The sequence below is a fragment of the Nonomuraea sp. NPDC048881 genome (assembly GCF_040649795.1).
GTDB lineage: Bacteria > Actinomycetota > Actinomycetes > Streptosporangiales > Streptosporangiaceae > Nonomuraea.
Window position 1 is genome coordinate 1 of sequence record NZ_JBEZGC010000043.1, and the last position, 13,340, is coordinate 13,340.

Genomic DNA, 13,340 nt, shown 5'->3' on the forward strand with positions numbered 1-13,340 from the left:
CGTTCGACACGGGTGCCTGGCGTCAGCAGGACACCGGCACGGCCCCGGTGTCGGTCAAGAAGTAGCACGCGCGCACGACGAGAAGGGCGTTCCCCGCGGGGGGACGCCCTTCTCGCATGTCAAGGAACGGCAAACACCGCCCACGTCCAGCGGCCATACTGGCTCGACTGACGACCTGGAGTGACGGGCGGTGACCATAAGTGATGGAGACAGGGCCCGACGAGGCGCTGAACCTCGCCGTCCTGCGCGTGCGCGGCCCCGAGGGGGCCGTGGCGGGCGCGGGCTTCCTCATCGCGCCCGACCGCGCCCTCACCTGCGCGCACGTCGTCTCCGGCGCCCTGGGCCACGCCGACGGGCCGCCCCCGCCGGACGCCTGGGTCACCGTCGAGCTGCCCTTCGCCGGCGACCCCGCGCCCGTGCGCGCCCACGTCGAGCACTGGGTCCACACCGCCGCCGACGGCTCGGGCGACATCGCCGTCCTGCGCCTGGACGCCGCGCCCCCGGGCGGGCGCCCGCTGCGCATGGCCGAGCCGCGCAGCCTGTGGGGCCACCGGGTCGTCGTCGCCGGATTCCCGCACGGCCTGCGCGGCGGCGGCTGGCACACCGGGCGGCTGCTCGGCGGCACCCAGCAGGGCTGGCTCCAGTGCGCCCCCGACGATCCCCGCGGCGTGCCGATCGAGAGCGGCTTCAGCGGCAGCCCCGTCTGGGACGTCGAGCTCGGCGACGTCGTCGGCATGGTGGTCGCGGCCCAGCCCGGCGGGCCCCGCCAGGCGTTCGTGATCCCCACCCGGTCGCTCACCCGCGCCGTCCCCGCCCTGGCCGCGACCGTACGGCCGGCCTCGCCGTTCCGCGGGCTGTCGGCCTTCCGCGAGGGCGACGCCGCCGTCTTCTTCGGCCGCGACGTGGAGACCGCCCGGATCGCCCGCCTCCTCCAGACCCATCCCGAGGTCACGCTCACCGGCCCGTCCGGCTGCGGCAAGTCGTCGCTGGCGCTGGCCGGGGTCGTGCCCGCCATGCGCCGCCAGGGCTGCCAGGTCGTCGTCCTGCGGCCCTCGGCCGTGCGGTCCTGGCCCGACGCGCTCGCCGCCGAGCTGGCCGCCCTGTCGCACCCGGGCCTGACCGGGGCCGACGCGCTGGCCAGGGCCGACGCGCTGCGCGAGCCGCTGCGGAACGGCCGGCTGCCCGACGTCGTCGCCCAGGTCCTGCGCGACACCGGCGCGACCGGGCTGCTGCTCGTCGTCGACCAGGCCGAGGAACTGCTGGTCGGCGACCCCGAGCAGGCCGACGACGCGGCCGTGCTGCTGGCCGCGGCCCGCGCCTGCCCGGCCGTGCGGGTGCTGTTCACGCTGCGCGCCGACTTCCTGCCCGCCGCCCTGTCCCACCCCGCGCTCGGCGGCGCGCTCGGCCGCGAGACCTACGGGCTCACCCCCATGACCCGCGACCAGCTCAGGCAGGCCGTCGAGGCGCCGCTGGACGCCGTCCCCGCCGTGACGTACGACCCCGGCCTGGTCGACCGCATCCTGGGTGACGCCGGGGGCGCGCCCGGCGCCCTGCCGCTGATCGGCTTCCTGCTGGACCGCCTCTGGCACGAGCAGGAGGGCGGCCGCATCACCCACACCTCCTACGAGGCGTGCCGCGGCGTGCGCGGGGCCCTGGGCGCGCAGGCCGAGCAGGTCTGGGCGGCGTGCGTGCCCGAGGAGGACACCGCGGCCGGGGAGGAACTGCTGTCCCGGCTCGTCCGGGTCACCGCCGGGGCGCACGCGCCGCTGCGCCGCCGGGTCACCCGCGAGGAGGCGGGGGAGCAGCGCTGGCGGACCGCCGGCCGGCTGGCCGCCGGGCGGCTGCTCGTCATGGACACCGGCGCGGACGGCCGCCAGACCGTCGAACTGGCCCACGAGGCGCTGATCACCGAATGGCCCCGGCTGGCCGGGATCGTCGCCGCCGACCTGAAGTTCCTCGAATGGCGCGATCTGCTCCACCAGGACATGGGCCGCTGGCGACAGGCCGGGCGCGATCCCGACCGGCTCCCCGGCCCGCCCGAGCTGGCCGCCGCCGCCCGCTGGCTCGCCGAACGGCCCGCCGACCTGACCGAGGACGAGCACGACTACCTGCGCCAGGGCCGCCGCCGTCAGCGACGCCGCACGCTGCGCCGCCGGAGCGCGATCACCGGCGCGGGGGTGGCGCTGCTGACGGTCCTCTCGCTGGTCGCCTGGACGTTTTACCAGGGCCGGATCGGCGAGCAGCGGGCCGCCGAGTCCCGCTCCCGCGCCCTGGCGGGCGCCTCGGCCGACCTGGCGGAACGCGACCCCGAGCTGTCGTCGCTGCTCGCCGTCGGCGCCTACCGCGCGGCCCCCACCCAGGAGGCCAGGGCCCAGCTCCTGCAGCGCTACGTCGAACACCGGTACACCAAAGGCGTGGCCACGGGCGCGCTCGGCTCGATCACCGCCGCCGACGCCAGCGACGACGCCCGCGTCCTGCTGGCCACCACCACCTCCGCCGCCGGCCGCGCCACGCTGTTCACCCGCGGCCCCGACGGCCGCTACCGGCCCGTCCACCTGCCCGACCGGGGCGGCACCAGCCGGCCCGCCGTCTCCGCCGACGGCGGCCTGATCGCCTACGCCCTCGACGACGGCGGCATGGTCTGGCACCGCGTCGACCCGCGCGACGGCGAACTGCTGGACCAGGGCCACGTCCTGGCCCGCCAGGACCGGCCCGCCCCGGCCGGCGAGCTCACCGCCGACGAGCCCGTAGCCGACGTCAGGGCGGACGGCGACGACGGCTGGATCGTCACCGCGGGCCCGAAGAAGCTCGTGCTCCAGTCGCTCGGCGCCACCGGCACCCCCCGCACCTGGGTGTACGACCTGCCCGCCGACCTGGTCCGGTTCGGCCCCGACGCCACCACCCTGGTCGTCCGGGAGAAGGGCGTGGCCAAGGTGTACAGCAGCAAGGGCAGCCCGGTGTGGCGGCAGCTGACCATCCGCGAGCTCGGCCCGGCCGACGGCCTGGCCGTCTCCGGCGACGGCGCCACCGCCGTGACCTGCCGGACCAGCGACGACGGCCGCGCCGCCACGTACACGGGCTTCGCGGTGCGCGACGGCGAGCGGCTGGGCGGCTTCCAGGCCGGACGCCCGTGCGGCGCGTTCGTCGTCGACCGCGAGGGAAGGCGCGTGGCCGAGCAGGGCGCCGCCGGCTGGGAGCTGGTCGACCTGGCCGCCGGCCGCACCCTGTCGCGCGCCTGGATCGACGCCCAGACCAGTGCCGCCCCGGTCGCGCTGGTGGGCGCGCCCGGCGCGCAGGAGCTGCTCACCAGGTCGCCCGACACCCTGGTGCTGACCGCGCTGCGCGACGGCGAGCAGCTCATCGGCAACCCGGCGCTGCTCCAGGGCGGCACCCGGATGGTCGCCCAGGCCGACGGCGGCGCCCGGCTGCGCCTCATGGAGACCGGCGATCCGCAGCGCACCCTGGCCGACGTCTCCCGCGCCAAGAGCCCGAAGGGCCTCGACGCCGACGGCGACCCCGTCGCGGACGAGTCGGAACGCCTGCTCGCCGACGCCGTCGCCCCGACCAGGGTCGCCGTCCGCGCGCTGCCCTCGCTGTCCCCCCTCACCGAGGTCACCACCGCCCGGCCGCCCGAGGGCACGCACCTGACCTACTTCTTCAAGGACGGCGACCTGTTCACCGTCGCCGGCCGCCGCCTGGAGCGCTGGGAGCCGGCCACCGGCCGCCGCAAGAGCGCCTTCGACGTCGCAGGCCCCGGCGCGGTCGTCACGGAGGTGCAGGTCAGCCCGTGGAGCGCCGGCCACCTGATGGTCGCCGTGCAGGGCGCCGACCATCTGCGCACGATCGACCTGCGTACCGGCGAGGAGGTCAAGGACCGGCGGCTGACCGTGGGCGCCGACGTCGTCAGCGGGTTCGTCTTCGACCGCACGGGCACCCACCTGCTGCTGTTCCGCAGCGGCATGCTGCCCGAGGTGTGGCTCACCCACCCGCTCAGGAAGGTGCTCGGCCCGCTGCGCTCGTCGGGCGAGAACATCCGCGGCGGCGAGCGCATGACCTCGATCATGCCGGAGAACGCGGGCCGGCTGTTCCTGTTCCGCGAGCGGGAGATCAGCGTCTACGGGCTCGGCGGGACCGGGGTGTCCTACGAGGAGGGCTACACCTTCCGCCAGGCCCAGGACTTCCTCGACATCTCGCCCGACGGCTCGCTGCTGCTGCGCCTCAAGGGCGGCGACGGCCGCACGGGCTACTCCACCGACCTGCTCCGGCTCGACCCCGGCAGCTGGCGGGCGCGGTTGTGCGAGGTGTTCGGCCGCCGTTTCACGCCCGGCGACCGGCAGCAGATGCCGATCACCCTGCCGGACGCGGTCTGCTGACCGTCACGGCTTGCGCCCGACCCCGCCCAGGAAGGTGTGGTACGTGATGCCCAGGGCCGGCCGGTAGCCCGGCTCCGGCCGCCACTCGGCCAGCGGCACCAGGCCCGGCTCCAGCAGCTCCAGGCCGTCGAAGAAGCCGAGGATCTCCTCGCGGGTGCGCCAGCGCCCGGTGCCCATGGTGTCGTTGAACAGCCGTTCGGCCTCGAACGCCTGCCGCGACACCTCCGGGTGCTCCTCCATCGGGTTGTGGAAGTGCGAGACGGCGACGTGGCTGCCGGGCGCGAGCCGTCCGACCAGGCGCGCGGCGATGCCGGCCGGGTCCTCCTCGTCCGACAGGTGGTGCAGGATCCCGAACAGCAGCAGGCCCACCGGCTCGTCGAGGTCGAGGAGCTGCCTGGTCTCGGGGTGGTCGAGGACGTCGTCGGGGCGGCGGATGTCGGCCTCGATGACGGTGGTGCTGTCGTCGACGGCCAGCAGGGCCCGGCCGTGGACCAGCACGATCGGGTCGTGGTCGACGTAGACCACCCGGCAGCCCGGCGCGGCCGCCTGGGCGATCTCGTGCACGTTGCCCTGCGTGGGCAGCCCCGACCCGATGTCCAGGAACTGGCGGATACCGGCCTCGACGACCAGGTCGCGGACGACGCGGGCCAGGAAGTCCCGGTTCGACCGGGCCGCCTGCGGGGCGTCCGGGGCGATCCGGAGCGCCATCTGGGCCACCTCGCGGTCGATCTCGAAGTTGTCCTTGCCGCCGAGCATGTAGTCGTAGACCCGGGCGACGCTGGGCTTGGTGGTGTCCACGCCGAGGGCGGGCGCGTCCTGCTCGTCGTCGGCCACGGTCGGCTCCTTCGGTTGCGTCGGGCGAGTCCGGCTGGCGTGATCATACGTCCAGGGGCGCGGAAAAATCAGGCCCGGGCCGGGCCGTACGGGCTACGGGATTCCGGCGGCCCGCGTTGACATGATGAGCCCATGACGATCGAACCACTGGCCCCGGACACCCTGCTCACCACCACCCGCAGCGTGCGCAGGCGCCTCGACCTGTCCCGCCCGGTCCCGGCGGAGCTGGTCCGCCAGAGCCTGGAGGTCGCGCTCCAGGCGCCGAGCGGCGGCAACCGGCAGGGATGGCACTGGATCGTGGTCACCGACCCCGAGCGGCGCAAGGTGATCGGCGACTACTACCGGCGGTCGTGGAACAGCTACCACACCTCCGACGGCTCGGCCCGCTCGATGTTCCGGGACGACCCGGCGCGCGCGGCCGTCCAGGAGCGCGTCAGCGGCAGCGCCGCCTACCTGGCCGAGCACATGGGCGACGTCCCGGTGCTGGTGATCGGCGCGATCGAGCTGCCCGGCGGCCGCCTGCCCGAGGGCAACCAGGCCGGGCTGTGGGGCTCGCTGCTGCCCGCCGCGTGGAGCTACATGCTCGCCGCCCGCGCCCGCGGCCTGGGCAGCGCGTGGACCACCCTGCACCTGGAGTACGAGAGCGAGATCGCCGAGCTGCTCGGCATCCCGGCCGAGGTGCGCCAGGGCGTGCTGCTGCCCACCGCGTACTTCACGGGGGAGAGCTTCCGGCCCGCCGCGCGGCAGCCGCTCGACGAGGTGCTGCATCTCGACCGCTGGTGACCCGGCGACCCTCTGGGGGCGCCCGAGGTGAGGACATGCGCCTGACCGCCTGACCCGCGACGGTCGCAGGTGGAAAACCGCTTGTCCGGCGGTGGGCGCGGCCCTACCTTGTGACGGTCACGTCAACCGAGAGGACTTCACTTGCTGGGCGCCCACGTGCACGCATACCTTCGAGCGGCGGCCGGAACCCGGGCACACCGGGCCGGGCCGTTCCTGATCCGCTTCGACGAGCACGACGACGCGCCGCCGTTCAACTACGCCATCCCCGACGACGACCTCGCGCCCACCGGCGAGCAGGTGGCCGCGCTGGCCGCCGCCTTCCGCGAGCGCGGCAGGACACCCCGGCTGGAGTACGTGCCGCAGGTCGCGCCCAAGGTGGAGGAGGCCCTGCTGGCCGCCGGGTTCGCCGTCGAGGGGCGCTTCCCGCTGCTGGTGTGCCCGGCCGGGTCGCTTGCCGAGCCGCCCGCCGACGCCGCCGTAAGCCTCGCGCTGGTGACCGACGACCCGGGCCTGTGGCAGGTCGCGCGGGTGATGAACGCGGCCTTCGACGCGCCCGAGGCCACCGAGCACGACGTCGCGCGGCTGCGCGGCGTGCTCGACCGCGGCGGCCTCGTGGCCGCGGCCACCGACGTCGCCACCGGCGAGGTCGTCGGCGCCGGCCAGCTCGGCGGCCCCCAGGAGGGCGTGGCCGAGGTCGCCGGCATCGCCGTGCGCGACACGCACCGGCGGCGCGGCATCGGCGGAGCCGTCACCGCGCTGCTGACCAGGGCGGGCGTCGACGCCGGCATCACCATGCCGTTCCTCACCCCGGCCGACGACGCCGCGGGCCGCGTCTACGCCCGCGTCGGCTACCACAAGGCGGGCGAGGTCCTGCACATCTCGGCTCCCTGACCCGCTCGCCGCCGCCCCGGCCGCCGGCTCAGCCGCAGTCGCAGCAGCCGCCGCAGTCGGGGCAGTCGCAGCTGCTGCAGTTGTCCAGGTAGCAGCGTTCGCAGCAGGGCCGCCCGGCCTTCTTGCTCCACCTCGGCCGCCAGAGCCCGCAGGTCAGGAACGTCGCCACCCCTGCCCCCGACCTGCGGATCCAGCCGGGACGCCGGTAGGAGGCCGCGCCGAACGAGCGCTCGACCGCCCGGCGCACCTCGGCGCCGAGCAGCCGCTCCACCAGGTGCCGCTCGTCCAGCTCCAGGTCGGCCACGGCGAGGGCGAGCCCGTGGGCGGCGTCGTCGCACAGTTGCCGCGCCCGCTCGCGGCCGGTGCCGGTGGCGGTCAGCGGGTTGAACGCGCCCCGCTCGTCGTCGGCCGCCTGGTCCTCGACGGCGTCCAGAAGGTGTGCGATGCGGCCGAAGAACCGGCCGGCCTCGGCCAGCGCCGCCGCGTTGCCCGGCCGTCCGGCCAGCAGCGCGGTGTGGGCGAAGGCCGCCGCCACCGCCTCCTCGGCGGGCGCCGTGAGGTCGAGCACGTCCATGGGGATGGCCAGGGCCCGGCGCTCGCGTTCGAGCTGCCGGTCGACCGTCGCCGACAACACGGCGGTGTCGAAGCCGACGCCGGACGCCAGCCTGGCGCCGCCCGCCTGCCAGCGGGCCGCGAGCAGGCGGCGGGCCGGAGCCGTGGCCGGGGCGGCGTCCCCGTCGGCCACCTGGTCGCGCAGCCTGCCCGCGGCCAGGACGAGCGACACCCCCGCCGCCAGCCGGGCGCCGCGACCGCGGGCGTCCACCACGTCGGCGGAGCGGAACCCGCGCAGCGCGCACGGCCCGGCCGTCCGGTGCGGCACGGCGGCCGGGAGCTGGGCCTCGGTCAGTACCGAGAGGATCAGCGTGTCGTAGTTGGTGGTCAGCCGGGCGGCGTGCCCCTGCCCGTCCCGCAGTGTCAGGCAGAGCCCGCACAGGTGTGCCCGCCACGCCGCGCGTACCGCCGCGCACCCGTGCTCACCGCACGGACGGATGATCCCGAACACACGAACCTCACAAGATCCGGAAAACGCTGGAGGAATCGTACGGGCGATCGCCCGCACGCGGCACCGCGGGGTTCAAGTGCGCGGTTCAGGCACGGGTTCAGGCACGGGTTCAGGCGCCGGGCGGTACGGCCTGCGCGTCCGTCTGGCCGCCACCGTCAGCACGGCCGCCCCGGCCAGTGTGAGCAGCGCGGTGAACAGCCACTCGTCCGAGCCCTCCGGCCCGTAGACGCGGGTCAGGCGGCCGGTGTCCACGGCCGCGGTGGCCTGTCCCGCCGCCAGGGTGCCGCGGTCGCTGCCGTACAGCTCGACGTCGCGCCGCCGGATCCGCCCGTCGCCGGAGGTGAAGTCCCCGGCCCAGACGCAGGACTCGTGTCCGGGATGCCGCACGCACCGCAGCTCCCGGGCGGTGAACGCGCCGCTCACCCCGTCGGCGCGGGCGGCCCGTACGACGGGGCCGAACTCCGGCACGGACACCGACAGCAGCAACAGCCCCACGACGGCCAGCACCACCGTGAACCCGCCCGGACGTCGTCTGGTGACCGCCATGAGCTAGTGCGCCACCGCGCAGGTGCAGGCGGCCCCGCCGTGCTCGGCGGCCCGGCGGTGGAGCAGCATCGCCACCACCATCGGCGCGAAGACGACCGCGTTGTAGAACAGGTGCAGCTCCATCCGGGGCAGGAAGATCTGCAGGACGCTGGTCGGGACCGGCCGTCCGAGCAGGTAGAGCCCGGTGATCTTCTGCACGAGCAGCAGCAGGTGCTCCATGTGGTGCCAGACCTGGATGCCCAGGGAGATGTTCCACCACGTGCGCGAACGGCCCGCGAACCCCTTGCGGAGCATGACCAGGCCCACGAGCATGAGCAGCGCGTACCCGTAGTGCATCCACTCCGAGGTCACCAGCCACGGGAACGGCAGGCCGAGCACCCCGCGGGCCTCGCTCAGCGGCCACCCCCAGACGTAGACCTGCACCGCCTGCACCAGATGCTCGGCCCAGTGGGCCACCACGATGAGCATGAAGACCGTGAGTGCCGCCTTGTGGTGCCGTCCGTTGAGCGTGGACGCGCTGATCGTCGTCGCCATTCCTCACCTCGTGTCTGTCGCGCTGACGCTGGCGCGATGATCTCGGACGGCACTGGGAACGGGCTTGCATCCTCTTTGCAGTTGGCTGGGAGCGGCGGGCGCACCGGCGGGCGGGCCCGCCGGCTTCGCCTCCGAAGGACGCGGTCAGGGCAGCGGGGTGGCTTCCTTGACGCGGTTGAGGTGCACGATCACGTCGAAGGCCGCTCCCAGGGCCAGCGGCCGGTTGAACTGCTCGGGCACGTACGTGGCCGGGATGGTGAAGGTCGGACGGGCGGTGTCCAGCCACGCTCGGGTGGACGGAGTGCGGCCGGCGCGGCGCAGGTCCACGTAGTAGTCGCGGTAGCGCACCCGGTCCAGGACGGCTTCGCTGCTGTCCGGGACGGGGGCGCCGGTGTCGAAGACGGCGACCTTGCCGATCTTGGGGTCGGTGGCGCGGAAGCGGCCGCTGTGGATGGTGGTGCCGATCGCCACGTAGGAGGTGCCGGCCAGGGAGCGCAGGACGTTCCCCTGGGTGACCGGGTACAGATCGGGCCAGGCCGAGACGTAGCCGATGTGCCCGTTGTGCGCGGCCGCCACGGTCTTGCTGCCGGTGTGGCGCTGCCACCACACGGTGTTCTCGGCCATGGACCGGTCACGGTGACGGTGCAGGGCGGACCCGTCCAGTGTGTACATGGTGGTCATCTGGACGATGACGCGGGCCTCCTGCAGGACCTTCGGGCTCGCCTTGCCGCTGCCGTCCAGCAGGCGGTAGGCGGCCTGAGCGTCGCCGGCCAGGGCGGCGCGCCGCTCGGCCGGCAGTGTGGCCAGGGTGTTCATCCGTTCCTCCACACCGGCGGGCAGGGCGAGCAGGCCTGCGTAGCGGCGACGCAGTTCGGGCTCCAGCGACGGCTGGTGCTTCTCGGCCCAGGCGAGGATGCGCCGGTACTGCTCGGGAAGGACGTCGCCGATGTCGAATCCCATCACGCGCAGCTTGCGTGAGGCGGTGCGGTTGTAGTCGCGCATCCACTGGTAGAGGTCCATCCACTCCTGGGTCCTCCACGAGCCGTAGGACTGCTGGAAATCCTCGGCCATGATCTTGCGCAGGTCGCCCTTGCCGGTGCGCACGTACTCGTCCAGGCGGACGCCGGCCGACCAGGGCGCCTCCAGCGCCAGCGTGGTGAAGCCCTGGGTCTGCACCAGGTGCCGGAACATCCGGTGCCGCAGCGTGAACAGCTCCTTCGAGCCGTGCGTGACCTCGCCGATCCCCACGATGGTGGCGCCCTTGGTCATCGCCGACAGCGCGCGCAGGTCGCGGGACGGGCCGCCCGGGACGGTGCTGGTCAGTTCCTGAGCGTGGCGCTCCAGGTCCGCCACCACCTGCTCCTGGCCGGCGCCGGTGGCCACCGCGGAGACGCCGGCGGCGGGGGCGGAGGTGGCGAACGCCGGAGCGCTCAGGCTCGTCAGACAGGCCGCCAGCGCCAGGGTGACCGGCACGGTACGACGCAGAGTGTTGCTCGACAAGACAGATCCTTACGTTGGGTGTCGGATGAAGTAATCACCAACGTAGGGAGCGGCAAGGGCGGTTTCGATCCCGCCCGCTGGCCGGTCGATGGTGGTGCTGGCTACCGCACGCCGCCCGCGGTCCAGCTCATGAGGCCGTTTCTGTGAGGCCGGTCGGCAGCGGCCGCTTCAGGCGCCGAGGTAGCGCAGCACGGCGGCGACCCTGCGGTCCATGCGGTCGCTGGGAGCCAGGCCGAGCTTGGCGAAGATGTTGCGGATGTGCTTGTGCACCGCACCCTCGGTGATCACCATCTTGTCGGCGATGGCCAAATTGCCCAGTCCTTCGGCCATCAGCGCGAGCACCTCGCGTTCGCGCGGGGTGAACTCCTCCAGCGGGTCGCGGCGGCGGGTGAACAGCTGGGCCACCACGTCCGGGTCGATGGCGGTGCCGCCGTCGGCGACCCGGTTCAGCGCCTCCAGGAACTGCTCGACCTTGCCGACCCGCTCCTTGAGCAGATAGCCGACCCCGTGCGTGCCGACGGCCAGCAGGTCGGTCGCGAACGCCTGCTCGACATGCGCCGACAACACCAGCACGCCCAGGTCCGGCTGCAGGCGTTTGGCCGCCACGGCCGCCCGGATGCCCTCGTCGGTGTGGGTGGGCGGCATGCGCACATCCACCACCGCCACATCGGGCCGGTGCTCCTCGACCGCGGCCAGAAACCCCTCAGGGTCGCTCGCGGCCGCGGCCACCTCGATGCCCTCCCCGCTCAGCAGCAGCACCAGGCCCTCGCGCAGCAGCGCGTCATCCTCGGCGATCACGACTCGCACGGCAGTTCCACCTCGATCACAGTCGGCCCCCCATCGGGGCTGGTCAGGGTCATCGTTCCGTCATGGGCCTCGACGCGGCGGCGGACCCCGGCCAGCCCGGTGCCCGCGTCGTCGCGGGCGCCGCCCTTGCCGTCGTCACGCACCTGGACGCGCAGCAACGGGCCCACACGTTCGACGACGACCTCCGCGTGCCGGGCGCCGCTGTGCTTGCCCACGTTGGTCAGCGCTTCGGCCACGGTGAAGTAGGCGGCGCTCTCCACCGACAACGGCACGACGGCGAGCTCACCCACCCGCACCCGGCAGGGCACCGAGCATCCGGCGGCCAGCGCGTCCAGCGCGCCGGCCAGCCCCTTGTCCTCCAGGATCGGCGGCAGGATCGCGCGCACCACGCCGCGCAGCTCCGCCAGCGCCTGCTCGGCCGCGTTCCTGGCACGCTCCAGTGCGTGCGCGGCCAGGGCGGGATCGCGCTGCAGCGCGCGCTCGGCCGCGGCCACCGTGACCACGACCGCGTTCAGCCGGTTCTGCGCGCCGTCGTGCAGGGCCCGCTCGATCCGGCGCAGCTCGACGGCATGCGCGCGCACCGCCCCCGCGCGGGTCGCGGTCAGCTGCGCGATGCGCTGCGACAAGTCGATCGAGGCGTGCGGGACCAGCAGTTTTCTGGCGGGCAGCGCCTGCAGTCGCGCCAGCGCAGGGAAGAGGCGGACCAGGGCGACCACGACGGCCAGGCCGATCACCGAGGTGGCGATCGCGCCCGGCCAGGTGGTGACCGGGACGGCGAAGTTGGTGAGCTGATCCTCGCGCGCCAGAAACTGCCAGTAGAGCGGGTAGGTGACTTCCCGCAGCGCCGCCACCGGCATGACCAGCCCGAGCAGGCCGCAGACCGGGCCCACCACGGCGTAGAGGGCCAGCCAGCCCAGGTCGCGCCAGGTCGCCGGGTCGGCACGGGCCGCCCGCATCCTGGCCGCCCAGCCTCGGGGCAACTGCTCGGCGGACATCTGGTACGGGCTGACGATCTCGACACCCGCGCCGGCCAGGCGCCTGCGTTCCCACTCGGCCGTGCTCCTGGTCATCGCGATCATCGCCGGCACCAGCGCCAGCCCGACCCCGACCAGGCTCAACGCGGCCACCACCAGCCAGCACAGCGCGACGACGACCGCCATGAACGCGGTGCCCAGCCCGCCGGCCAGCCGTTCCAGACTTTCAAGGATTCCCCGCAACACTGGCGCCATAGTAGGTGAAAGGGGACACAGCGTGCTCCAGCCCGCTGTACCACGGCCAGGCAGCGTGCGGGATTTCCGCAGATCGGGCCCGTTCCTAGGGTTCTGGCCATGACCGATCCCTATCGCATCTCCAGCCCTGACTCCGACCCCGCCGGCCCGCGGGCCGCCTCCCGGCACGCGGCGCGCAGGCAACCGCTGAGCAAAGGCGCTCTCGCGCTGCGCGCCCTGCTCTGGCTCGTCCTGATGGCCAGCTCGGTCGTCAACCTGATCGCCAACAGCATCGGCCGTGGCTGGACGCTCGGCCTGGCCTCGGGCGGCGTCGCCATCGTGTGCGTCGTCGTCCTCATCGTGCACCACGTGAGCAGGCGCAAGACATGAACCACGTCGTCCCCTCGCCGCCGCACCAAGGAGGGCCGCCGTGCCTGAAAAACACGGCGATCCGGCCGCGCGAGCGGCCGGGGAAGAACGCCCAGGTCATGAGGGGAATGCCGGGAGCTTGCCAGTGGTTTACATACGCATACCCCGAGGGCTTTGGCAGTGATTGAGGCTGTTTGCCCGGGGTTTACGGTTCAGAGGTAGATCTTTGCCCGTTTTAGGGTGTTAGGTTTGCGTTTGTCCGTTTCTTGGGATAGTGTTGTATCTATCCAGCCGGTGGAACCGCACGTGACTTCATCACGTCCGTCGGACCACCAAGTGCGCTCCACGTAGCGACCGATGGCGTTTGTGCCCGGCTACGGCGTTCATGTCTTGTCTGAGTCAAGCGAGCGCATGCCCCCCTGATGATCGATG

General features: G+C 73.8%; 11 protein-coding genes. 4 read left to right on the top strand and 7 right to left on the bottom strand.

Translation table 11 applies throughout. From position 1 onward, the window contains the following. The first annotated feature begins 203 nt into the window (after positions 1-203). Positions 204-4,373 carry a serine protease gene (locus AB0C33_RS50910; RefSeq protein ID WP_358303049.1) on the top strand — a complete coding sequence of 1,390 codons (4,170 nt, stop codon included), beginning with the start codon at positions 204-206 and terminating at the stop codon, positions 4,371-4,373. Positions 4,374-4,376: 3 nt separating this feature from the next. On the opposite strand, the gene AB0C33_RS50915 is transcribed toward AB0C33_RS50910, so the two are convergent. Next, the gene (locus AB0C33_RS50915) at positions 4,377-5,207 is read right to left on the bottom strand and encodes an SAM-dependent methyltransferase (RefSeq protein WP_358303024.1); all 831 of its coding nucleotides are present in this window, start codon (positions 5,205-5,207) and stop codon (positions 4,377-4,379) included. Between the two features lie 132 nt (positions 5,208-5,339). On the opposite strand from AB0C33_RS50915, the gene AB0C33_RS50920 reads away from it, so the two are divergent. Next, positions 5,340-5,990, top strand: coding sequence for a nitroreductase family protein (locus AB0C33_RS50920; protein ID WP_358303027.1), 651 nt, complete (start codon positions 5,340-5,342; stop codon positions 5,988-5,990). A gap of 156 nt (positions 5,991-6,146) precedes the next feature. Next, complete coding sequence (locus AB0C33_RS50925; RefSeq protein ID WP_358303030.1) at positions 6,147-6,881, top strand: GNAT family N-acetyltransferase; 735 nt, start codon at positions 6,147-6,149, stop codon at positions 6,879-6,881. 28 nt (positions 6,882-6,909) lie between these two features. Here the strand turns inward: AB0C33_RS50925 and AB0C33_RS50930 are convergent, their stop codons facing one another. The 6 genes from AB0C33_RS50930 to AB0C33_RS50955 all read right to left on the bottom strand — a co-directional run bounded on the left by AB0C33_RS50930 (position 6,910) and on the right by AB0C33_RS50955 (position 12,551). Continuing rightward, positions 6,910-7,944: a DUF5685 family protein gene (locus AB0C33_RS50930; protein ID WP_358303033.1), complete on the bottom strand. Its 1,035-nt coding sequence runs from the start codon at positions 7,942-7,944 to the stop codon at positions 6,910-6,912. 72 nt (positions 7,945-8,016) lie between these two features. After that, positions 8,017-8,490: a hypothetical protein gene (locus AB0C33_RS50935; protein WP_358303034.1), complete on the bottom strand. Its 474-nt coding sequence runs from the start codon at positions 8,488-8,490 to the stop codon at positions 8,017-8,019. Positions 8,491-8,493: 3 nt separating this feature from the next. Continuing rightward, positions 8,494-9,024 carry a hypothetical protein gene (locus tag AB0C33_RS50940; protein ID WP_358303037.1) on the bottom strand — a complete coding sequence of 177 codons (531 nt, stop codon included), beginning with the start codon at positions 9,022-9,024 and terminating at the stop codon, positions 8,494-8,496. Between the two features lie 144 nt (positions 9,025-9,168). Beyond that, entirely contained in the window at positions 9,169-10,524 is a 1,356-nt protein-coding gene (locus tag AB0C33_RS50945; protein ID WP_358303039.1) for an erythromycin esterase family protein, read from the bottom strand. Positions 10,525-10,692: 168 nt separating this feature from the next. Further along, a complete protein-coding gene (locus tag AB0C33_RS50950; protein WP_358303041.1) occupies positions 10,693-11,331 on the bottom strand; it encodes a response regulator transcription factor in 639 nt (212 codons plus the stop codon). Continuing rightward, positions 11,319-12,551, bottom strand: coding sequence for a sensor domain-containing protein (locus AB0C33_RS50955; RefSeq protein ID WP_358303044.1), 1,233 nt, complete (start codon positions 12,549-12,551; stop codon positions 11,319-11,321). The genes AB0C33_RS50950 and AB0C33_RS50955 overlap by 13 nt, the downstream gene beginning before the upstream one ends. 108 nt (positions 12,552-12,659) lie before the next feature. Here AB0C33_RS50955 and AB0C33_RS50960 point away from each other — a divergent pair, with 108 nt between their 5' ends. Next, on the top strand, positions 12,660-12,929 hold the full coding sequence (locus AB0C33_RS50960; RefSeq protein ID WP_358303047.1) for a hypothetical protein: 270 nt from the start codon (positions 12,660-12,662) through the stop codon (positions 12,927-12,929). Positions 12,930-13,340 lie beyond the last annotated feature (411 nt).

Coding starts and splice junctions, on each gene's coding strand:
- AB0C33_RS50910 (WP_358303049.1), top strand. CDS start 204: ATGGAGACAGGGCCCGACGAGGCGCTGAACCTCGCCGTCCTGCGCGTG.
- AB0C33_RS50935 (WP_358303034.1), bottom strand. CDS start 8,490: ATGGCGGTCACCAGACGACGTCCGGGCGGGTTCACGGTGGTGCTGGCC.
- AB0C33_RS50920 (WP_358303027.1), top strand. CDS start 5,340: ATGACGATCGAACCACTGGCCCCGGACACCCTGCTCACCACCACCCGC.
- AB0C33_RS50960 (WP_358303047.1), top strand. CDS start 12,660: ATGACCGATCCCTATCGCATCTCCAGCCCTGACTCCGACCCCGCCGGC.
- AB0C33_RS50940 (WP_358303037.1), bottom strand. CDS start 9,024: ATGGCGACGACGATCAGCGCGTCCACGCTCAACGGACGGCACCACAAG.